Source organism: Brevibacillus sp. MS2.2, from assembly GCF_013284345.1.
Classification (GTDB): domain Bacteria; phylum Bacillota; class Bacilli; order Brevibacillales; family Brevibacillaceae; genus Brevibacillus; species Brevibacillus brevis_C.
The window spans coordinates 65,503-87,009 of sequence record NZ_JABSUZ010000026.1; the positions used below are offsets into that span (position 1 = coordinate 65,503).

Annotated in this window: 17 protein-coding genes and 2 pseudogenes; 15 read left to right on the forward strand and 4 right to left on the reverse strand. The window is 46.5% G+C overall.

Annotated features, from left to right (window positions below; genetic code table 11):
- The first annotated feature begins 103 nt into the window (after nt 1–103).
- The 4 genes from HP568_RS21050 to HP568_RS21065 all read left to right on the forward strand — a co-directional run bounded on the left by HP568_RS21050 (nt 104) and on the right by HP568_RS21065 (nt 5,174).
- Nucleotides 104–865: a DUF4253 domain-containing protein gene (locus HP568_RS21050; protein WP_173630131.1), complete on the forward strand. Its 762-nt coding sequence runs from the start codon at nt 104–106 to the stop codon at nt 863–865.
- A gap of 87 nt (nt 866–952) precedes the next feature.
- Nucleotides 953–1,390 carry an SRPBCC family protein gene (locus HP568_RS21055; protein WP_173630132.1) on the forward strand — a complete coding sequence of 146 codons (438 nt, stop codon included), beginning with the start codon at nt 953–955 and terminating at the stop codon, nt 1,388–1,390.
- Nucleotides 1,391–1,517: 127 nt separating this feature from the next.
- Entirely contained in the window at nt 1,518–4,178 is a 2,661-nt protein-coding gene (locus HP568_RS21060; RefSeq protein ID WP_173630133.1) for a winged helix-turn-helix domain-containing protein, read from the forward strand.
- 81 nt (nt 4,179–4,259) lie between these two features.
- Nucleotides 4,260–5,174: an NAD(P)-dependent alcohol dehydrogenase gene (locus HP568_RS21065; protein WP_173630134.1), complete on the forward strand. Its 915-nt coding sequence runs from the start codon at nt 4,260–4,262 to the stop codon at nt 5,172–5,174.
- Nucleotides 5,175–5,254: 80 nt separating this feature from the next.
- Here HP568_RS21065 and HP568_RS21070 read toward each other — a convergent pair whose 3' ends face one another.
- The 3 genes from HP568_RS21070 to HP568_RS21080 all read right to left on the reverse strand — a co-directional run bounded on the left by HP568_RS21070 (nt 5,255) and on the right by HP568_RS21080 (nt 10,291).
- A complete protein-coding gene (locus tag HP568_RS21070) occupies nt 5,255–6,100 on the reverse strand; it encodes a DegV family protein (RefSeq protein WP_048031751.1) in 846 nt (281 codons plus the stop codon).
- 223 nt (nt 6,101–6,323) lie between these two features.
- Entirely contained in the window at nt 6,324–7,181 is an 858-nt protein-coding gene (locus tag HP568_RS21075) for an amidohydrolase family protein (protein WP_173630135.1), read from the reverse strand.
- A gap of 14 nt (nt 7,182–7,195) precedes the next feature.
- Nucleotides 7,196–10,291 carry a GNAT family N-acetyltransferase gene (locus HP568_RS21080; protein WP_173630136.1) on the reverse strand — a complete coding sequence of 1,032 codons (3,096 nt, stop codon included), beginning with the start codon at nt 10,289–10,291 and terminating at the stop codon, nt 7,196–7,198.
- A 741-nt stretch (nt 10,292–11,032) separates the two neighbouring features.
- Here HP568_RS21080 and HP568_RS21085 point away from each other — a divergent pair.
- From HP568_RS21085 to HP568_RS21100, 4 genes are all read left to right on the forward strand, one after another.
- Entirely contained in the window at nt 11,033–11,722 is a 690-nt protein-coding gene (locus HP568_RS21085; RefSeq protein ID WP_173630137.1) for a hypothetical protein, read from the forward strand.
- 64 nt (nt 11,723–11,786) lie between these two features.
- Complete coding sequence (locus HP568_RS21090; RefSeq protein WP_173630138.1) at nt 11,787–12,020, forward strand: hypothetical protein; 234 nt, start codon at nt 11,787–11,789, stop codon at nt 12,018–12,020.
- A gap of 137 nt (nt 12,021–12,157) precedes the next feature.
- Nucleotides 12,158–12,418, forward strand: a complete 261-nt coding sequence (locus HP568_RS21095) for a hypothetical protein (protein ID WP_056496621.1) — start codon at nt 12,158–12,160, stop codon at nt 12,416–12,418.
- A gap of 145 nt (nt 12,419–12,563) precedes the next feature.
- Nucleotides 12,564–12,947 (forward strand): hypothetical protein, encoded by a 384-nt coding sequence (locus tag HP568_RS21100; RefSeq protein ID WP_173630139.1) that lies wholly within the window; start codon nt 12,564–12,566, stop codon nt 12,945–12,947.
- Nucleotides 12,948–13,016: 69 nt separating this feature from the next.
- On the opposite strand, the gene HP568_RS21105 is transcribed toward HP568_RS21100, so the two are convergent.
- Complete coding sequence (locus HP568_RS21105) at nt 13,017–14,231, reverse strand: GDSL-type esterase/lipase family protein (RefSeq protein ID WP_173630140.1); 1,215 nt, start codon at nt 14,229–14,231, stop codon at nt 13,017–13,019.
- A gap of 213 nt (nt 14,232–14,444) precedes the next feature.
- Between HP568_RS21105 and HP568_RS21110 the strand changes: the two are divergent.
- The 7 genes and pseudogenes from HP568_RS21110 to HP568_RS21140 form a co-directional block, all read left to right on the forward strand.
- A pseudogene (locus HP568_RS21110) lies at nt 14,445–15,640 on the forward strand (DUF418 domain-containing protein).
- A gap of 217 nt (nt 15,641–15,857) precedes the next feature.
- Nucleotides 15,858–17,273, forward strand: coding sequence for an S-layer homology domain-containing protein (locus tag HP568_RS21115; RefSeq protein ID WP_254551382.1), 1,416 nt, complete (start codon nt 15,858–15,860; stop codon nt 17,271–17,273).
- A gap of 139 nt (nt 17,274–17,412) precedes the next feature.
- The gene (locus HP568_RS21120; RefSeq protein WP_173630141.1) at nt 17,413–18,312 is read left to right on the forward strand and encodes a helix-turn-helix transcriptional regulator; all 900 of its coding nucleotides are present in this window, start codon (nt 17,413–17,415) and stop codon (nt 18,310–18,312) included.
- A 19-nt stretch (nt 18,313–18,331) separates the two neighbouring features.
- Nucleotides 18,332–19,141 carry an NAD(P)H-binding protein gene (locus HP568_RS21125; RefSeq protein WP_173630142.1) on the forward strand — a complete coding sequence of 270 codons (810 nt, stop codon included), beginning with the start codon at nt 18,332–18,334 and terminating at the stop codon, nt 19,139–19,141.
- Between the two features lie 12 nt (nt 19,142–19,153).
- Nucleotides 19,154–20,107 (forward strand): ATP-binding cassette domain-containing protein, encoded by a 954-nt coding sequence (locus HP568_RS21130; protein ID WP_173630143.1) that lies wholly within the window; start codon nt 19,154–19,156, stop codon nt 20,105–20,107.
- Nucleotides 20,104–20,886, forward strand: a complete 783-nt coding sequence (locus HP568_RS21135) for an ABC transporter permease (protein WP_048031761.1) — start codon at nt 20,104–20,106, stop codon at nt 20,884–20,886. The genes HP568_RS21130 and HP568_RS21135 overlap by 4 nt, the downstream gene beginning before the upstream one ends.
- 136 nt (nt 20,887–21,022) lie before the next feature.
- A pseudogene (locus HP568_RS21140) lies at nt 21,023–21,507 on the forward strand (TraB/GumN family protein); the annotation flags it as partial.

Here is a 21,507-nt window from a genome sequence, read left to right on the forward strand (position 1 = left end):
TCTATGTCTTTTTGTTCATTTCCCATCTATTTGGAAAATGAAGTAAAATAGATGAGTAATCCTATGATTTTGAACAAAACAACAGAAAAAAAGAGGTGTGACGATGGTAGAAGAGTTGTCGAATTACCTAAAGGAATGTGACATAGAAGTAGTTGCTACGGAAGGCTTCTCGGTACCTGCTACAAAGGCAGATACGCACAGCATCTTGGTCCTGCCTAGCTATAATATACTTGAGATGATAGAAGAAGCGGTGGACGAAGAGGGATCACTATCTGCTTATGTACATAACCAGCTTGCGGAAGTTCATAGCTTATCCGTTGAGGATGCTTTTCGGCGAATTGTAAGCTCTCGACTTTTATATACAGACATTTCATCCGAGTTAAAAAATTTGGATGGGAAGAACTTTGAAGAAATCTATAGGGCGTATTCCCTTATATGGGAAGGCCATGAGCTAATCGATGAACAACGCAGTGAAACAGAGACGGAATCCTTTCAAATCAGTGAAAAATGGGTGCGGGATCGATTAGAGGATGAGGCCTTGATTGTCCTGGAATTGCCGTTAGCATCTGGTTATGAAGCGCCGTTGTGGGTCCCGATGGGCGGTTATAATGAATGCCCACTACCCGTTTACCAGTCCGTTATCGTAAAGCACTGGCAGGAGGCGTATGGGATCAAGATTCTCGCTGTGACAGAGGATACGTGGACTTTTCAAGCCGGTTCAAGACCTCAGACCTACCAGGATGCCCTAAAGCTGGCACAAGAGCATTTCATCTTTTGTCAGTACGTTTTGGATGAGTTTCCTTCAATAGGGCATTACGCCGATTATTTAATGAAACAGGATGTATGGTATTTTTGGTGGGATTAACTCGCCATATTCCTGAAATATCTCCCGTGTTCCGACAATACACATAACAAGATACCAAAGAACACTGGGGGAAGGAATGAGCAAATCATGCCTCAAGGAATACATGATGTGGAGCTGAGCCTGCCTATCGGGGCGGTATGGCAGTTTGTGAGTATAGTGGAGAACTGGGTTCCACTGGTACCTGGCTACATCAGCCACGAGGTAATCAATGAACGTCGTGTCGCTTGGACGTTTACAGGCGATATCGGCATCATGAAGAAAACGATCAGCCTGCAAGTGGATATCACCGAATGGACGCCGCCGACCGAGGTGAGGTTTACCTTGACGGGGATCAGTGGGAATTTCACCGGGCATGGCTACTTCCAAGCAAAAGCATTGGGGGAGGCGCGGACGAAAATGACGGGGTGTCTCGACATCACTGCACATGGTGTGAAGGGTCCCATGATCAATTCCATTCTAAAATCGAATCTTCCCAAGACAACGAGGGAGCTCGTGGAAGCTATTGGAAAACGTATAACGAGATAGCATCTATGCCGCCAAAACGAAAACACGCCAGCTCGGCGTGTTTTTTGTGTGATTTGAAAAAAGCAGAGAGTAAATCAAAAAGTCGGCGGAGTTGACGCTTAGAGACGGCGATCCTTATAATTTCTTTATGACGATTCCAATTGTAACGACCAAATTGTATATGCCCCCGTCACGGTTGAAGACCGTTACCCGTCATCGACTGATCGAGAAGTTAAACGAGGGCCTAAACCGTAAACTGACGGTTATTTCAGCACCAGCAGGCTCCGGTAAAACGACACTTGTCAGTGAATGGCTCGTCAGCGGTGATCGACCCTTCGCCTGGATATCCATGGATGATGGGGATAATGACCCTGCGCGTTTTCTTACATACCTCTTCACAGCTCTGCGAAATATTGACCCGAATATTGGATCGGGCATTTTTCCTTTGCTCCATTCTCCTCAACCTTTACCAATCGAATTGATGATCACGACTCTGCTTCATGAAATAATCACAATACCCAACTCTTTTGTTCTTGTCTTCGATGATTACCACGTTTTGAAAACGGGTCCTCTCGACGATGCCATCTCTCTCATGCTTGAACGAATGTCCCCGCAGATGCATCTGGTAATCGTGACCCGCGAGGAACCACGACTTCCGGTCGCCAGGCTACGGGCTAGGAATCAATTGACTGAAGTACGCGCCTCAGACTTGCGATTTACCTATTCGGAGACAGCGGAATTTTTAGTTAATGTCATGAATTTGCACCTGTCGTTAGAAAACATCGCCCTGCTCGAAGCCTGCACAGAAGGCTGGATTGCCGGTCTACAGTTAGCTGCTCTTTCCATGAAAGAACAAATAGATGTCGCAACCTTCCTTCCAACTTTTTCGGGCAGTCACCATTTTATACTCGACTATCTGGTGGAAGAAGTGCTTACCAAGCAATCTGCAAGCATTCAAGCGTTCTTGCTGCAAACATCCATCCTCGACCGATTGTCCGGTCCTCTTTGTGACGCCGTTTTTGGTCAAAGAGACATTTGTTCAGGTTCAGCCCAGGAAACGTTAGAGTTCCTCGAACGAGCCAATTTGTTTATCGTCCCGCTGGATAGCGAGCGGCGTTGGTACCGTTATCACCATCTTTTTGCTGATCTGTTGCGGCAGAGGCTCCGTCAGCGTTTTTCATCGACAATAGGAGAGGGAGAGCGAATTTTCACAGAATTACATACCCGTGCAAGCATTTGGTATGAAGACAATGGTCTTGAGATGGAAGCTTTTCACCATGCAGTGGCAGCCAATGATACATCACGAGCAGCGCGACTGGTGGAGGGAGAGGGGATGCCGCTGCTCTTTCGTGGAGGGGTAGTCCCTGTACTGAACTGGCTGGAGTCATTACCAAACACGGAGTTGGATGCAAGACCAGCACTGTGGGTGATGTACGCCTCAGCTTTGCTGATGACAGGTCAAATGACTGGCGTTGAACCGAAATTGCTAGCCGCAGAAAAAGCACTGCAAGGTTTGGAGCCATTAGCCAGCTCCAGAGATACTCTTGGGCATATCGCTGCAATACGTGCCACCTTAGCTGTGAGCAAGCACCAATCAGAGATTATCATGGACGAGGCCAAGCTAGCCTTGGATTACTTGCACCCTGACAACTTGCCTGTCCGCACAGCCACTACTTGGTCGCTGGGGTATGCCTATCACCTTCAGGGGAATCGTTCCGCAGCCAGCAAGGCTTACCATGAGGCATTGTCGAACAGTGAAAAGATTGGCCATGTCGTGATCACCATGATGGCTACGCTTGGGCTAGCGAAGCTACAGGAGGTAGATAATCAGCTCCATATGGCGGCTGAGACTTATCAGCATGTACGAAAATTGGCTGGTTCTCCTCCCTTACCAGCTGCTTGTGAAGCGCATCTAGGCTTGGCCCGGATTTTTTATGAATGGAACGACTTGCATACAGCGGAGTATCATGGTCAACAGTCGATTCAATTAGCGGGTCAACTGGAACAAACGGACAGAGTCGTGGCAGCGCAGGTGTTTCTGGCAAGACTGAAGCTAGCACAGGGAGAAGTTTGTGGAGCGGCTGCCATGATTGCAAATGCTGAGCATGTTGCTCGAAAGAATTGCTTTGTCATGCAGATGCCCCCTATTGCCGAAGCACAAGTCCTTATATTACTTCAGCAGGATAACCTGACAGCGGCAGCCCGATTGGCACAGAAGCACGACCTTCCCATACTCCAGGCTCGTGTACTTCTGGCTCAGGGAGATACGTCCGCAGCACTTGCGGTGCTCGAACCATTACTCGAGCAGGCAGAGGCTAAACAAGTAGAGGATGAACGACTCAAGATCATGCTTTTGCTAGCAGTTGTTCTGCATGCGCAGGGTGATCAAGCTAAAGCTGCGCAAATGGTGAAAGACGCTTTGGTAATAGCGGGGCCGAATGACTTTATTCGCAGTTTCGTCGACGAAGGTATCTCGATGAAAAGATTATTGTATGATCCGGCAGTCTATGGAACGATGCCACGTTATATAGAAAAGCTGCTTTCGGAATGGAAAGAGGAAGAGCCGAAAAGGGAAGGGGGCAACTCGAATCTGTCCCACCATGCTGATTCTCTGATCGAGCCACTTAGTGAGCGAGAGCTTGAAATTTTGCAGCTCATCGAAAAAGGATTATCGAATCGTGACATTGCCCAGCGGCTGTTTCTTGCACTCAGCACGGTGAAAGGGCATAACCGAAATATCTTTGACAAGCTACAGGTACAGCGGCGTACAGAAGCAGTCGCACGGGCTCGCCAGCTAGGCTTGTTGTAATTTCCAAAACCATACTTAAGTATCTGTATACCAATACCGTGCTCCCGCTATACTCATGGCAAAGTGGATAGGAGGATGTCAATGAGAGCCGTGGTATGCACGAAATACGGATCGCCAGACGTTTTGGAGCTAAGAGAAGTAGAGAAGCCTATGCCTAAGGATAATGAAATCCTGGTAAACGTTCATGCAACCACTGTTACATCAGGAGACTGCAGAATACGGGCCTTCAAAAGTCCGTTTTTGCTCTGGATTCCCATGCGCCTCGTGCTCGGTCTCACAAAACCGAGAAACCCTATTCTCGGTGTAGAGCTATCTGGGGAAGTCGAAGCGATTGGAAAACATGTCGAACGATTTAAAAAAGGCGACCAAGTCTATGCATTAAGCGGGATGCGATGCGGTGCGCATGCGGAGTACATCTGTCTGCATGAAAACGCAATCGTGGGGGTAAAGCCGACCAATGTAACACATGAAGAAGCCGCCGCGATTCCTTTTGGGGGAACGACCGCCTTGCATTTTTTTCGAAAAGGAAAGCTTCAAAAGGGGCAAAAAGTGCTGATCTACGGAGCTTCTGGATCAGTAGGGACCTCCGCGGTACAGCTTGCCAAGTACTTTGGGGCTGAGGTGACAGCGGTATGTAGTTCTGCCAATTTTGATTTGGTGAAATCGTTGGGAGCCGATACCGTCATTGATTATACGGAAGAGGATTTTACGAAAAAAGAAGAACGGTATGACATTGTATTTGATGCGGTTGGGAAAGCAACGAAATCGGAGTGCGTAAGAGTACTGACACCAAACGGGATATTCCTGACAGTGGATGGGCAAGGGATTGCAAAGGTGCGGACGGAGGATTTGGATTTTCTTAAAGAGTTGACGGAGGCAGGGCAGATGAAAGCGGTTATTGATAGGTATTATTCGCTGGAACAAATACCGGAGGCACACAGGTATGTGGAGACAGGGCGGAAGAAGGGGAATGTCGTGATCAAGATTAGAACATGATGAAATTGTGCCAAAATGAAAGACAAAGGGGCAGCTCTTTGCCGAAAAAAATCGGCATGTGAGACTGCCCCATTTACCCCTTACTCATTCCGCCAAGCCAACGCCAACGTCCCCATCCCAGCATGCGCTCCAATCGTGGAACTGATCGGTCCAACCAACACCTCGACATCGGAGTACTTGCTCTGAATTTTCTCTTTCAGTTCCAGCGCTTTGTCCAAGACGTTGCCATGCAAAATCTGCACGCGCTTCACGGAGTAATTTTGCTTGGCTTTCTCTAGCTGTTCCAGCATGCGCTTGACCGCTTTCCCTTCGGTACGCACCTTTTCATATACTTCAAACAGTCCATCTTTAATTTGAAAAATCGGCTTGATCTGAAGCAAATTGCCGATGAAATATTGCAGTCCGGTCATTCGGCCGCCCTTGTAAAACTGGTCGAGACTGCCGACCAGGATATAGTTCTCAAACTTTTTATATTCCTCGCGCAAGGAAGCAGCAATCTCCTGATAGCCTTTTCCTTCTTTCGCTTGCTCGATGCCATTTAAGATAATCGAGGTAATCGGGTACGACATCAGCTTGGAATCTACCGGCTCGACAGGGAAGTCTGCCATCTTGGCTGCTGTTGCACTTGTATTGTAGGTCCCACTCAGATCAGAGGAGAGGTGGACAGCAATCGCGCATTCATACTCTTCCTTTAATCGTTCGTAGAGTGTCACAAATTTTCCTAAGGAAGGCTGAGACGTTTTGGGAGCATAATTGGCCTGTACAATTTTTTGATAGAGCTGTTCAGGCGTTAAATCAATGCCGTCTTCATAAGTGCCATCTTCAAAGATAATCTCCAGTGGAACGACGTAGATGTCATGCTCTTCCATGATGTGATCAGGTATGAGCGCGGTACTGTCTGTAACCCAGGCAATTTTTTTCTTCAAGGAAACATGTCCTCCCCCAATTTAGTAGAAACCTAGTCTTGCTCTATCTGTTCTAGCGAAAGCTTTGGGTCATGGTTGTCCGTTACTAACGATGTATAAGCAAACTCGCATATCTATCATAATACGAATACTGTCGTTTTTTGTCGTAAATAGAAGAAGTTTTATTGAACAAATGAAAAATCCCATGTTTCTTCGAGAGGAAGAGACATGGGATTTGTATCGTCTACTCAACCAGAGGCTTGATTTTGGGAAACACCTTCAATGCTGTTTTGTAAAACACATCCTCGTGATACTCTGCTGGGATGAGGTCTTTTACAAACTGGATATATGGCTTCACTGGCGCCAACGGCCAATCCGTTCCGAACAAAAACTTGTCGTAATGATCACAATAGGTGATCGCGTGTCGCAGATGGGAGAAGAAGAGGGGGGAGTCCGCGAGTCGCTTGCAATTGGCTGCGTCACCGACCATTAAGCCGGAGAGATCTGCAAACATATTGCGGTTTTTGTAAACGACTTCTGCCCCATCGAGTACCCATGGATCGCCAAAATGGGCCATCATGAAATTGACATCTCGATGTTTTACCGCCACCTCGTCCAGTGTGAGAGGGTGGGAGTATTTTAAGAGCCCACGCTCTGAGTACGTATCACCGGTGTGAAAGACGACAGGCACCTGGTATTTGGCTGCGAGTGCATAGACGGGATCGTAGACGCTATCATAGGCGTAGAAGGGATAGTAGCCCAGATAGATTTTCAGCCCGACCACGTTGGGCTTTAGCAGGTCAGCTTCCAAGCGTGCCACTGCTGCTTCATCCAGCTTGAACGGATTGATTCCCAGGCAATAGACGAACTGCGGCGGCAACTCGTCTGTCAGGTCTAGTCCCATGGGAGTGACAGCTTCCACATCGGGAAAGCCGTCCGGCTGAGTCTCTGTCAAGCCCATGCCTATCCCAAGGACCACGCCATTCTCGGCATATTCTTGCAAGAGACCAGCGACGGAGTAATCGACAAACGACTTTTCTGCCGCCGTCCGCTTGAATTCCTCGATATGGGATAAATGCATGTGCGCATCGATGATTTTCAATGTATAGCCCTCCCTTATTTGGCAAAGCGAATCGCCCGTAAGTCAGATAAGGCATTGGATGGAAGCGCGTTGTCGGCAAACAGGAAAAAGACAGGCGGAGTAAAGGTAGTGCTGTTGTTTGGCAGATTCAGTTCGCGAATGACAGACGCTACGGCGACTTCCTTGTTTGCGTATACTTGGAGGTCCGCCGTTTCGAGGTCAGTAACGATATGCATCTGATCCTTGCTGTTAGCTCGCCCGAGGACATAATCGGAGACTTCAAGGACATCCAATTCACCTTGTGCCAGCTTGTAGTTGAGCTCCTCGCCATTCGTACCGACGGTTTTCAGCCATACCGCCTCGTCCTCGGTTCCCGGCTGCAAAAAGATGTCAGTAGCTAATTCCTTGCCAGCAAAGTACGTTCCGGTATTTTGCTCGATCGCTACTGTATGACAGAGGACAGGTACTCCTGGCAACAGCAAGTAATACTGGTGACAAGTCAACCCGCGATACTTCTCCTGCTTTTTCACATGGTAGCTCACCTGGATTCCTTGCCACGCATTTTGCTTGTTGTCGATTAGCTCAACAAAGGAAGCAGTACGCTCTTCCTTAACCAGAGAAAACGCGCTTAACTCTTCCATATAGTTGCCGATTCCACCTGTCCACGGATTCCACCAAGATTTCGGCTTCCGTTCTGGGAAGGCGCTATCCAGCCACTCCTGTCCATTACTTGTAAGCGAGTAGAGTGTCGGAGCAAAATCTGGAGCGGCTTTGATCCGCAATCGTCCATTGTCGGCGATATAGACCTGCTGTCCCTCTTCCACTGTTTGCTCCTGTATGACCTTGCCTTGACCGATTGGGAAAATCGCGCTCTGCAAATGCGACACATGCGTGGCAAAATGTCCCTCTACTTGCACGAGGTCATATGGTTTTTCCGGCGTCTTGAAGGAGAAGCCAGATTCCGTTTCTTCCTCATCTTCTGTAAAGCTCTGCGTTTGTTCGGAAGCTGTCTCGCACAAAAGAGATGCGGTCAGTTCTCCGTCCAAGTACTGCTGCTTGTATTCTTTCACCTGTACATCCAGTTCCTCGCTTGTGACAAACGGATTTTGCCCATTGGCACTCAATTCCAGGTGAGACGTCAAGTTCAGATCTGCTGGCATAGGTTCTTTACGGGCAAAGGCACGGAACTCTTTCCAGTCAGCATAGCCCCCATGCGAGAAGTGGAAGGGACCAAACGATTTTTTTTCATGTGGAGCAAGCATGCCGAGATTGGTTTCAAGTGTGACGTACCAGCCTTGAATGTCAAAACGGTATTCAGGAGGCCAGCACATTCCCCATGGGGCCGTTTCATCCTGTGTAAACAGCCAGTTTTCACTGACTAACTCAGCATCCCAATAATCCATATCGCTGCCATAGGAGGATGGTGTTTCAACATAACGGCCTTGGTACGGCACAATAGGGCGATGAAAACTGTGATGAAAGCCTTGGTTTAGCCACAGCTCAGCAGTCAGCTTGTCAGCAGAGCGGTTTTCGATCTCCAATCGGTGTTCTACGGTGCCATCTCCGAACAGGAGCGTTTTACTGATCAGGGCAATTTGCGGGTATGCCCCGGAGCGATACGTCGCCCGGATGCCGATGGCTCCTTTTTCTGCGATAAACTCAACTTTCTCGGCACGCTTCTTCGAGAACTCGCTGGAAAACGGTTTGCCGAGCTTGGGATAGAGGAAGTTGGTTGGCTCCCCGCCTGTCCCGCCGACAACGGTTATCTCATTATCTTCTTTGTTCAAGTAGAGCGTATGGCGACCATGGTGAACTTGCCAAGCTTGTTCCGTTTCTCCCGACACCATCGCGCCAAGTCCCGTAAAGGCAGCTCCGATTTTTTTGGCAAAAGAAACCGATCTGCCATCTGCAAGCTTTGCCTCCACCTGCACGTTGGCTTCGTAAAAGCCGTGTTCATACAAGTCGGCGTTAAGCGGAAGCGACATGCGCTCTTTGCCAGACAGTTTCAAAGTGTGGCGTTGCTCTTGTAAGCCAAAAAATGAGCAAGCGGGTAGCTCGAATGAAAATTCGGCTTCCTCTGCAAAGTTGTTCTCCACGTCCAAATAAAACAGCTTTGTCTGTCCCGGATAGGAGAGGCCAGGTACATGCAAGGAAAGGGTAGCAGGAAACTTGGGGAGGATTCCCATCTCAAACAGAGCTGCCTTGCCGTTGATCAGCAGGTGGGTACAAACGCGCGGATGGGTGCGCCAGATGCTTTGCTCTTCTGTGATTGGATCGACAAAAAAGGTTGCAGACAGCGTGGTTTCACCTGTCACTGTCAGCTCGTTCTGATAATCAAAGCGGATCGTGTCGCTCGGTTGCCCGTTTAATGAAATCTGTAACGGCTTGCCCGATTTGTTGATGATCCGGTAGTGAATTTGATATTCCCGTCCAAAGACCAACTCCAACTTTTCCACTTCGGCAGACACGAGATAATCTTCCGTCTCGATGAGGCGCATGCCTCGACCCCGCCGCTCAAACTCCACGCGCAAGCTCTTGCCTCCTTTTGCCCAGGAGTATGTGAAGTAATCAAAGCCGTTTTCCTTGCGACCATCCGGCTCTACGATGATCTCCCGCGTGGAGTCCTGGTACCAGTCAAGCTCCTCAAAATAGTGGGCGATTGCTTCGGTACGGAGCACGGAAGGAATCATGTTCATCAGATGGGTGGCGTCGTCACGGTCTTCCCAGAAAAAGCCGAACTTCTTATACAAGGGAACAGCCTTCGTGTTTCCTGCCCACGTATACAGATCGAGCCGCGGCCAGCCGAGCTCAATCGTTTTCTCCAGTGCGCATGAAAGTAGCATCCGGCCGACCTTTTTTCCGTGATAGTCGGGACGTACATTGAGCAACGGGATGTAGAGGGCACCGGTATCTTCGCGATATTCGGCCAGGCTGCAATAACCAACGACCGTTTCACCTTCCATGGCGAGATAGACAGTAATAGCGTCAGAGGCTGCTTCTTCTTGCCTGATTTGTTCGGCTGTCGTAATCGAATTTCCGCCTCCCCAGCTATCTCGGCTGGCATTCCACATATCTGCAACCGCTGCGGCCAACTCAGGGCGGTAGGTGACAATTGAAATTGATGCTTCCATGCTTGTTAACACCTCGATTACCTTGTTAAATTATGTATCTTATAAGAGTTGTACGTTTGATTGACAGAATTGTTGCTAGTTTTCGGAAAAAGAATCTGATTCAGATTGCGTCGAGGCAAACCTTTTGCTAGTCCGTATAGTTGTTTCATTGAATATAAAATAGACGATTGGCAGGATAGTATAGATCAAGAAGGTACAACACTAATGCATAGCTAGCTGAAGTATGCTCTAGAAATCCATTGAAGGGTTTCTATGTTTCGTTTTGGAGGTTAAGGTTGAGGAGTACGGTTCTAGTGCCAAATTGACAAGCCTAAACAGCAATATGTAACGTCTGTACCAATCTCGATCAGTATAATAGGTTAACAAAATAAAATAATATTATGACAAGGAGAATGAATAATATGGCAATAAAAACACTTGAAAATGCAAAGCTGTTTATAGATGAGTCTAAATAAGATGCTGAGTATGGGAAAAAGAAAATCAATCATAATGTAAAATTGCGTTAAAAAAGGGGGAAATGTCGAATCACAAGAGTAATTAAATTATAGAGCAACCAGCAAATGAGGGATGATTCGTGTCAATTTAACAAGGGTGATGGAAGATCATAATAGCCTTTTAATCCTTTAAAAAGGCTATTATGATTGCTTTGTGAAATAGTGTACAGTCAATGTGTATAAAAGAGAAAAAGAAATGAATAGATACTGTCTTTGTCTTCATAACAAATTAGGAAAGGGAAGGTCTATGAGCAAAAATAGTGATGTAAATTTCACCTTTGAAGGATATGTTAAGTTCCATCGTGAGATAGAGAAGCAGATTCAAGAAGTAGTCTCATCTTCTATATCATTTCACGAGACTTCCAAAAAGCTAATGGAGAAAAGAAAAAACACTCCAAAAGCTATGGGATATTTTGAAGGAAAGTATCCTAACAGAAATGATTTACAGGACGAGTATTCGGAAATTGATATTACAAGTAGACTTTATTTTAATGAAGATAATGCAGTTGGAATATATGCGTTTATTATTTCTAAAGATGATTGGTCTGAAATAAACGAGAAAGAATTCTCAACTAGTTGGGAAAAGCATCGCCAAAAAAATGCTGATATGAAAATTCCAGCATATTATGAAGAGCGTTTTAACATATCAAAAGTGGCTTCATCAAATCATAAAAAATTTGGTTATAGTAAAATGCTTTATATCGGAAAACATGAAAGTGACTTAAAAAGTCGTTTATTACAACATATTAGCTACTCATCTAAAACTACATATTCATTGCATCTAGATCTCTTTTTACAAAATAACTCGAATTACAAGATATACTATACAGTCCTTTATTCTACTGCAGAGAAAGCGAAAGACTTGAAAGTTATATTACCTCTTTTAGAGAAGGCTTTACATCGTCAATTTAATCCTCTAGTCGGAACAAGTAGGTAAAGTTATATGAAATAGTAGATTAATGAATAAAAGTATTTCTAGAAAAAATAGAGGGGGAGTAGACATGAGCAAAGCTTATAAATTTAAAGTTAGAATTAACGGAGAGTATTTTAAAACATTTTATTATCATAATGCGAATGGTGGTAAAAGCTCAATAAAAAGGAAGTTGAATAGAGTTATAAAAAATCATTCACGAGAGACCGTTGAAATTGAAATATTTGAGAGATTGAGTAAGTATCAAGGTGAAGGAATCAGAAGCATTTGGAGAAAAAAACTGATTTATTGTATTGATAAGTGACAGAGAGGTTCTAGGATGTGCACAGGTGGTTGAGATTTTCGTGATAGCTTGTGCTAAATAGAATGATGCAAAATCGAACTATAAATGGTGATTAATCAGAAGGTAATTAAAGTAATATAAATGAAGGAGGTATTACTATGATTGAGGTGGTTTGGAGCAGAATAACAGATTGTGAAGGACAAATATTTCGCCAACTTAGAGGCGGAGAATTTACATATCAAGTCAAAGGTAATGTAATTGAGTTCGATAGAACAAGTCGTTCAGTCTCAAAAAGCACCTTTCAAGAAGCACTAAAATATGTTCCAATTGAAAATACTGTGCCTTTACAAAAATTACAGGCTCCATCGTATTTGTTTGCAATATTAATGGACAATAGAATTAGAAAAAATGATTGGTAGAATAAAATTAGAGCTATAATACGATTTACTGAGGTTTCGGAGATAGCTGTGAAACGGAAACATATTTATTTGGAGATATCCATGGATATTTTCATGTACTTAAGCAGCTACTTGAAAAAATAAATGATAAGCCTTTACAGGATATTTGATTGAATTTTTAGACTTTCGGAACCCTTCCTTTGATTTATTTTTTCTACATCAGATGGGTGGGATGAACGCAATAGAAAGTTTTCTTCAAGGTGTTGATGATTCCGTTTTTAACGATATAGAGCTTGTTAAAAGAACACTCAAAGTAGAGCGCAAAGAAGAAATTGATTTTATCAATCATTTACCTTATTACTTTGAAGATGAAGGACACATTTTTGTACACGCTTCTAGAATAAAATCGAATCCAGAACCCAATCAAATTTGGTATTCAACAGAAGGTGATAAAATAGGAATAGATGGCGGATGTGGCTATTCTGGTGGGCAACTAAATGCGTTGGAAATCAATACGGAAGGATACAGGAGCCACTTTGTAAAATGCTAAAATGCACAGCCCCTACCCTAGTTAAAAGGTGGGGGCTGTTTGACACTTGCCAACTAACCGGCCATTTGCTTACTGTACAAGCCCCTTCAAGTAGTCCAGGAGCAGCGGATAGAAATGTGGTTTGAAGTGAACGCCGTTGTCCGCGTATTGGATTTTGTTGGCGGCGAAGACGGGTGACAAGTCCACGTAATCGACTTTGACTTCATCGGCCAACTGTTCAAGCGCTTGGTTGAAGTCCGTGATGTTCGCATACTGCGGCACTTGCTTCCGGGTTTCCTCGGCGACTGGCGGGATCGAGAGGATGTGGAGTTTGGCCTTCGGCAGCTTGTTCCGGATGCTGTCGATCAGTTGGCGATAGCTCTCGACGAATTCCTGCTTGTCCGACAATGTAATGTCATTGCTGCCCAGCAGAATGAATACATGCTCTGGCGCCCGGCTGGCGAGTTTCTCGACATTCATGAGTGCGAGAGAGAGCGTCGCGCCGCTCGGGGCGATGACATTCGCCGTATCCACTTTGTTCAGATAGGACAACGCCCCCAGGATGGAATCCCCCAGGAATACACTGTGCTTGAACGCCGCTTTGTAGGCTTCGTTCGTATCGATGACCGCCGGACCGCGCGACTGATTGGCCAGATCCGTTCGCTCCTTTAAATAGCTCAGCAGGATTGGGTAGAATGCGTTCGTGAAATGAGAGCCGTCTTCATCGTAGTGAATCTTGTGCTGTTGGAAAAGGGGGGCAAGGTCAATGTAGTCTATTCCCTTCTCCTTCGCCATCTTTTGCAGGGCTGCGTTGAATGATTCGATCTGCGGGTTCATGGACGCACCGAACGGTGATGCGGCATCTACCGGCGTAATCGACAGCACGTAGACACGCGTCGCAGGGAGCAGTTCCCTTATACGATCGACCAGTTGAGTGTATTTCTGTACGAACGTCTTCTTCGCTTCCTCGGACGGTTCATCGAGATCGTTCTGTCCCATTGATAGGAACACATGCGACGGCTTGCGGCTCGTGATCTCTTCGATGTTGTCCAGTGTAGATTGGACCGTTGCACCCAATCCCCCCATAACGTTCGCTTCAGGCAGCAGGTCATCGTTCGTCAGTCCTCCGATAATGGAGTCGCCTACGAACAAGCTGCTGCCAAACAACTCCTGAACGCTGCCTGCAGGCGCCTGCGTCGTAGCGAGCTGAGTCTGCCCCTTGTCGTCGGCTGCACCACAGGCGACGAGGGCCGATAGTATCGCCGCTGACAGAAAAATACATACCCATCGTTGTACCATTTTCATACGCAATAACTCCTTCTTACAAGATAGCCATACCATAGAATAGAGAAATCAATATCGGGTGCAGATGAGATCAATATCAGGTGCAGACGAGTGAAGTTCTCCTGATCGTCTACCATACGCAAGCTATGGTGAATGTAAAATTAAGGTAACGATAAGGTGCGATTTAGAAGCCATTAAGCTTAGCTCGTTACAATCAGGCTTGAGGTGATAGTCATGGAGCTAAAGCAGAATCGCGTTCGCATCATCGATGGCTTGCGAGGATTTAGTTTAGTAGGGATTTTGATGGCGAATATGCTGATTTTCCAGTATGGGATTTGGGGAAGCCAAGAAATGGATTTATACGCCCTCCCCGATTATGAAATGACTGCTTACAAGCTTGTGAAAATATTTGTGGAAGGCAGCTTTATGCCGATTTTTACTTTTATGTTTGGTTTTGGCATGATCAAGATGCAGCAAAGCTTGGCTGCCAAAGGCTTGAGGCAAAAACGCTACCTTACCCGCAGGTTTTTGATGCTGATCGGACTTGGTTTCCTTCATTCGTATTTCCTATGGGAAGGGGATATCTTAGGGTTTATGGCATGATGGGCTTTTTTTTGTTGCTGTTCATGAACCGCAAACCGAAAACACTGCTCATTTGGGGGATTGTCTTACTCTGCCTCATCAGCTTAATGGGGTTTACTCCAGAAGATCCGAATGATCCTGCGGGTATTACCGATCCAGCCCGTATGGAAGCGTATGTGGTCAAAACCATGACCGTCTATGGCACGGGTACATACGAGGAGATCGTCCATCACAGAAGCAGTGAAGATCCGCTTGGTTTGCCAGAATACATGATGATTGCTTTATTGTTGATTGCGCCGCTTATGAGCGCACCCATGTTCCTTTTTGGGACGTATGCTGCGAAGCGCCGTTGGTTCGAGAAGCCAGAGGAAGAACGAACCTCGTATCTCCGAAACATGCTGATCTTCTTGCCAGCGGGACTTTTGTTAAAAGCGCTGCATGCGTTTCTGCCGGGAACTTGGTTGAGTGGCGTCGGTGAGTTATCGGGAGGAACCATTCTTGCCATCGGTTACATCTTCGCCTTTGTTTGGTTCTTTTCCAAAAGCACGGAATCAACTTGGCTGCCAAGGTTTCAGGCCGTGGGGAAACTCTCCTTAACGAATTACCTTTTGCAAACCGTCATTTGTACGACGATTTTTTATGGCTATGGCCTCGGATGGTTCGGAAAGATCGGAGTATTGGCTGGTTGCGGATTAGCGATCGTGATTTATGTGGGACAGCTTTTCGCAAGCCCGTTGTATCTAAAACGGTTCCGTTATGGCCCAGTCGAACGACTGTTGCGTATGTGGACGAATTTTTCAATCTCGGGCAAGACAAAGCAACGCCCGGAAAAACCTGTTTCTGCTTAGCGCCAAAAAATAAAAACCAAGAAGCTGCTCTATTGGCTACTTGGTTTTTTGTTTGGTTTTTGGCCTCTAAAAATATGAATCCTCTTATCGGTCTCCATCATATACTGTAAATGGTTGGAAAAAGATGATCGGATGGGTCATCGTAAAGAACGGAGGATGGGAATTGGGACGTTTTCCAAGAGCAGTAAGGAGTCTTGTTTTCTTTAGCCTCTTTTGCTTGATCTTCCAAGCAGGCATATTCGTGCCTGTAAGCCAAGTAGCAAGTGCAGAGGAAACACCTGCCGCGGTAGAAACCACTGTAGATCTTCGTCACTTACAAGAAAAAGTCAATGAAATTAACGCCGAGAATTTAATCCAGGAAAAATATACACCCGATAGCTGGAGAAAGCTTGCGTATGCGTTGGATGCTGCAAAAGCCGTACTGACGAAGCCAAACGTCACCCAAGCAGAAATCGATGGTGCCTTGTCCGTGTTAGTCCTAGCAAGAGAAGGGCTGAAGAAGCAGGAAGGTACAGTCGACAAGAGCAAACTGCAAACGAAAGTAGAGGAAATTGCAGTGGAAAAGCTGCAAGAAAAAGATTACACGAGGGCCAGTTGGAAAGAGCTACAGGATAGACTGGGGCAGGCTTACTTTGTGCTGGATGATCCGCATGCGAGCCAGCCTGTCGTAGATGTTACCCTTGAGAAACTGATCAAAGCGAGACAAGATTTGAAGATTCAAGATGACGCGGTCTATAAAAGAGAGCTGAGGGCCAAAGCGAGAGAGATCGAGGACAAAGACTTGGATGAAGACGACTACACCAGATCGAGCTGGCGCAAATTGGAAGATGCGCTTGAACAAGCGTGGGATGTCATTGACGATCCACATGCTACGCAGTCTGAAGTAGATGATGCTCTGTACGATTTGAGAAAAGCATGGAGAAATCTAGAGGATGATGATCGAGACAGAGGTCGGGATCGGGATAAAGACAGTAGAAAGGGTTCCTATAACACGCCGACAACCATCTTTTTCACTGGCGGTAGCCCTACAGATAAGAAAGTGGTTCTCCCTGCAACCAATATAAAAAGTAAGAGCCAACGTGGCTATATCAATGGCTATCCTGACGGAACGTTTCAACCGGATCGTACGGTGACACGCGCGGAGATAGCTGCCATTTTACTGAACGCTGAAATGGTGAGCCAGTCTTCTGCGAGTAAGGGAAGGTTCTTCGATGTAGCCGACAACTACTGGGCAGTGAATCCGATTCATCAAGTAAGTGCAGCGGGTATGATGAACGGCTACCCGGATGGCACATTCCGTCCATCTGCCAACATTACCCGAGCGGAAATAGCCGCGGTCATCTACAAGTATAAGGCCTTGCAAGGTGCGGGCGGGGGTACTGTCTTTTTTGATGTGAGGGGAAATCACTGGTCATCTCCAATCATTGCAGCGGTTGTTGCAAAAGGGTACATGACAGGTTATCCCGACGGTACCTTCCAGCCAGAGAAAGCGCTGACTCGTGCCGAAGCTGTGACGATTCTCAATCGCGTGCTGAATCGCGTGCCGCAGAATCAAGTTGGCCCGCAAAGATGGCCGGACGTCGTACCTGGTCATTGGGCGTATAAAGAAATTGAAGAAGCATCCATTAAGTAACGATTTCGAAAAAGGACTCACCCTCCTGTAAAATAAGAGGGTGAGTTTTTTTATAATCCTGACACACATGATGTCAGGATTCGTGCATTATGATGATGACAGTTACCGAATAGGTGATGAACATGAGGAGTGTAAACAGATGAAGCTGGATCGATTACTTGCCATCACAATAGAGTTGATGTCGAAAAAACGGGTGACAGCAACAGAGCTTGCCGCCAGGTTTGAGGTCTCTGTTCGAACGATTTATCGTGATGTCGAGTTAATTAATCAAGCTGGCATTCCCGTCGTTTCATTCACGGGAGCAGATGGTGGATTCGAGCTGATGGAAGGTTTCTTCCTAACGAAGCAGCACTTCTCTGTGAAAGACTTTTCGGTCATATACAATCTTTTAAAAAGTACGGAAGGAGCTATCGGAGGAAAATATACAACACTTGTTCAGAAGCTGGGCAGCCTGCAGCCTGCTCTACTGAATGGGGGAAATAACGAGTCGATCATTTTTAACCTGAGTACGGTAGAAGATGAAAAGGCCACTATTCACCCGCTTGCAGAGGCGATCCAGCAAAATCGAGTCACGACTTTCTTTTATGTGAGTGCATCAGGTACGGTCTCAGAGAGACGAGTAGAGCCGCTCCGTCTATTTTGGGAGCGTGGAGCGTGGTATCTTCAGGCGTATTGCTTGTTGCGTCAGGCCAATCGAATCTTCCGCCTTTCCAGGATGACCGCTCTTGAGGTGACAGAAATCATTTTTCAACCAAGAATTGAGCAGACAAGCCAGGACGAAGAAGAAACGCAAGACTTTGAAGGGACACTCGCGCATCTCCGTTTTGATCCGTCCGTAGGGCTGCGTGTGTTGGAGCAATTCCCGGGAGAATGCACACATCACGGTACGCATATCGATTTGCACAAAGTCTTTTATAAGCGAGACTACGCGGTTTCAGTCGTATTAAGTTATGGATCAAAGGTGGAGATTATTTCCCCTGACGACTTAAAGGAAGACCTATTGAAAGAAATCAAACAGATTCAGCAACGCTACCAATAATTTGAGGAGGATGTATAACATGACGATTTTAGTAACGGGTGCAACAGGGACGGTAGGGAGACATGTGGTGGATCAGCTTTTGAAAAAAGGAGTCAAGGTGCGTACTATTTCGCGAAATCCGGAAAAAGCCGACCTGCCAGCGGGAGTAGAGGTGGTAGCAGGGGACCTTGCTATACCGGAGAGCTTGGAAGCAGCACTGCAAGGTGTAACGGCTCTGCACTTACTTGCATCTAGCTACACCTTTCAAACCGATCCGAAGGTAGTCGAAATGGCGGAAAGAGCTGGTGTGAAGCGCGTATCCGTATTGGTGAGTGCCACCGAAGGGCCTTTAGAAGAAGCATTGGCAAACAGTGGGATGGAATGGACTCTCCTGAAGCCTGTGGAATTCATGTCCAATGCGATTGTCGATTGGCAGGAATCGATTCGTTTGGAGGGAGTCGTGCGGGAGCCTTTTGGCAATGCTTTAAGCGCCAAAGTACACGAAGCAGATATCGCGAGTGTTTCTGTGGTGGCATTGCTTGAATCGGGACACCATGCGCAAAGTTATTTTCTTACGGGACCAGAGGCGATTACACGCATTGAATCAGTTCAGATAATTTCGAAAATTTTAGAGAGAGAAATTCGATTTGAAGAGCTTACGGAGGAGCAGGCGCGACAGAATTGGAGAGATCAGGGCTATGAAGAGGGAGATATCGACTTTTTCGTAGCCATGGGCAAAAATCCACCTGAAGTGGGCTACACGGTCTTGCCCACGGTGGAGCAAGTGACCGGAAAGCCTGCAAGAACGTTTGCCGAATGGGCATCCGAACATAAAAGCTATTTTGAATAAGGAGAGCCCGCTATGTCATATGCCATTGAAGTCACGAAGCTCAGGAAATCGTTTGGGGATCAAGAGGTGGTCAAAGGAATTGACCTGCATGTAAAAAAAGGGGAGCTGTTCGCTTTGCTCGGCCCGAATGGCGCTGGAAAAACGACAACCATCCATATGCTTTCCACGCTCCTTGCGCCAGACGGAGGAACAGCGTTGGTAGCCGGATGCGATATTGTGAAAAACGCGCAGGCTGTGCGCAAGAAAATTAGCCTGACGGGACAGTTTGCTGCCCTGGATGAAGGGTTAACCGGATTGCAAAATTTGATCCTGATTGGCAGATTGTTTGGCTACTCTGCGAGGGAGGCCCGTACAGAAGCAAGCGAGCTGCTTCATACCTTTGGGCTTGCAGATGCCATGGATCGTACGGTAGAAAATTATTCTGGTGGGATGCGGCGACGATTAGATATCGCCGCTAGCGTCCTCACGCAGCCGGAGCTTATTTTTCTGGATGAGCCTACTACGGGTCTCGACCCGCAAAGTCGGCAACAAGTATGGGAAGTCGTTCGTACGCTTTTGAAATCAGGTACCACTGTGCTATTAACGACTCAATATCTCGAAGAAGCCGATCAGTTAGCAGACCGGATCGCGGTGATCGATAAAGGAATGATGATTGCAGAAGGGACACCTGAGCTGTTAAAAGCCTCGGTGGGTGGAAAGACGTTGACGGTTCGATTGACCGAACATCTGAACAAGGAATGGACAAGCCGTCTTTTGGAAGAACATCTTCGATTGCCGATTTATCCAGATCAAGATGACCCGCATGTTTTAAGAATCCCGGTAAAAGAAGCGAGTCTGGCAAACCAAGCAATCGGGATGCTGCTGGCTAATGATGTTTCTATCGAGCATTTTTCCCTGAGTGACCCGAGTCTGGAAGAGGTGTTTTTGGCCCTGACTCATGCCGAAAAGAAGGAGGCCATCCTATGAACGCAAGTCATACGCTCAGTACCTTTGCGGCGATCCGCATCTTTATGTGGCGCACATGGCAAAACACACAGAACAACCTTTTCATATTTTGTATGGATGCGGTCCTCTCACCTGTGATGATGCTGCTTATTTTTACTTATTTGTTCGGTGGAGCCATCGCTGGTTCTACGGCAGCGTATCTCCAGTTTTTTCTGCCAGGTGTGCTTGTGTTGACCATCCTTCCGATGACGGTCTATAGCGGGACGACCATCTGTCAGGATATTGCGAAGGGCGTCTATAACCGTTTTCGTACCATGCCCTTTTGGCAGCCAGCGTCTGTCATCGGTCCATTACTGACAGATGGACTACGTTATACGATTGCGATACTCGTCGCCTTTGGGACAGGAATGCTGCTTGGGTTTCGTCCAGAAGGCGGCATAGTCGGTGCGACACTCGCGATGTTGTATCTCATTTTCTTCGCCTTTAGTGTGAGCTGGATTTTTTCCATGATCGGTATTTTGGCAAAGCGACCGGAGACGGTATCAGGTTCAAGTATGTTTTTTGTCTACCCATTGCTTTTTGCCAGCACGATCTTCGTAGATTCTTCCACCATGCCAAAATGGATGGGGACAATCGTCAATCTCAACCCGATCAGTATCGCAGTAGGGACGGTTCGAGGATTGATGGGGGGAACAGCTAATCTGTCTGATGTTTTGGTTGGAATCGGATTATGTCTACTTCTGATTGTCATCTTTGCTCCGTTAACAATGCGTCTTTATTTGACTAAACCCAATCGATAACGTGCGGATTCATAGGAAAAGCGTCGACGATCAATTTGTCGATGCTTTTTATGTATAGTGAAAATTGTGGTATAATCTACCACTAAGATAGAATGGCATAAAATCATTCAGCTTAGAATCGAGAGGAGAAAGTTTCATGAAACTAAACAAACGCTGGAGTAAACTGACTCGCTGGGCGGGAACAGGTGCACTCAGTTTGGCGCTTTTGCTAGGGTATGTGCTTCCAGTTCACGGGCAGACTCCCGTAGCTCCCATAATCAGTCCTTGGTCGGTAACAACGTTGAACGATGGGGAGAAATACGGAATTTTCCCACTGGCGTGGTATGAAGACGGTTCTTTTCAGCAATCGATTCCTGCTGACAAGTTTCTTACCTTGATGGAAGGAACGGCGAAAAAGCTGGATCTTCTGGGACTGAAGAAAAAGAACGCTTCTTTGTCCATTCCGACTGATAAGGTCATTACGAGAGAAGCAGTCATTACTTCTTTGTACAAACTTTTGGCGAACTACGAACTGCCAGCAGCGTTCGAAATGACCGGGGGTAACCCGATTGACTACATGAAGAAAAAAGGCCTGGTCAAAGGGACGAGCACAGGTCTCGATTTGAATCAGCCAAGCACGGT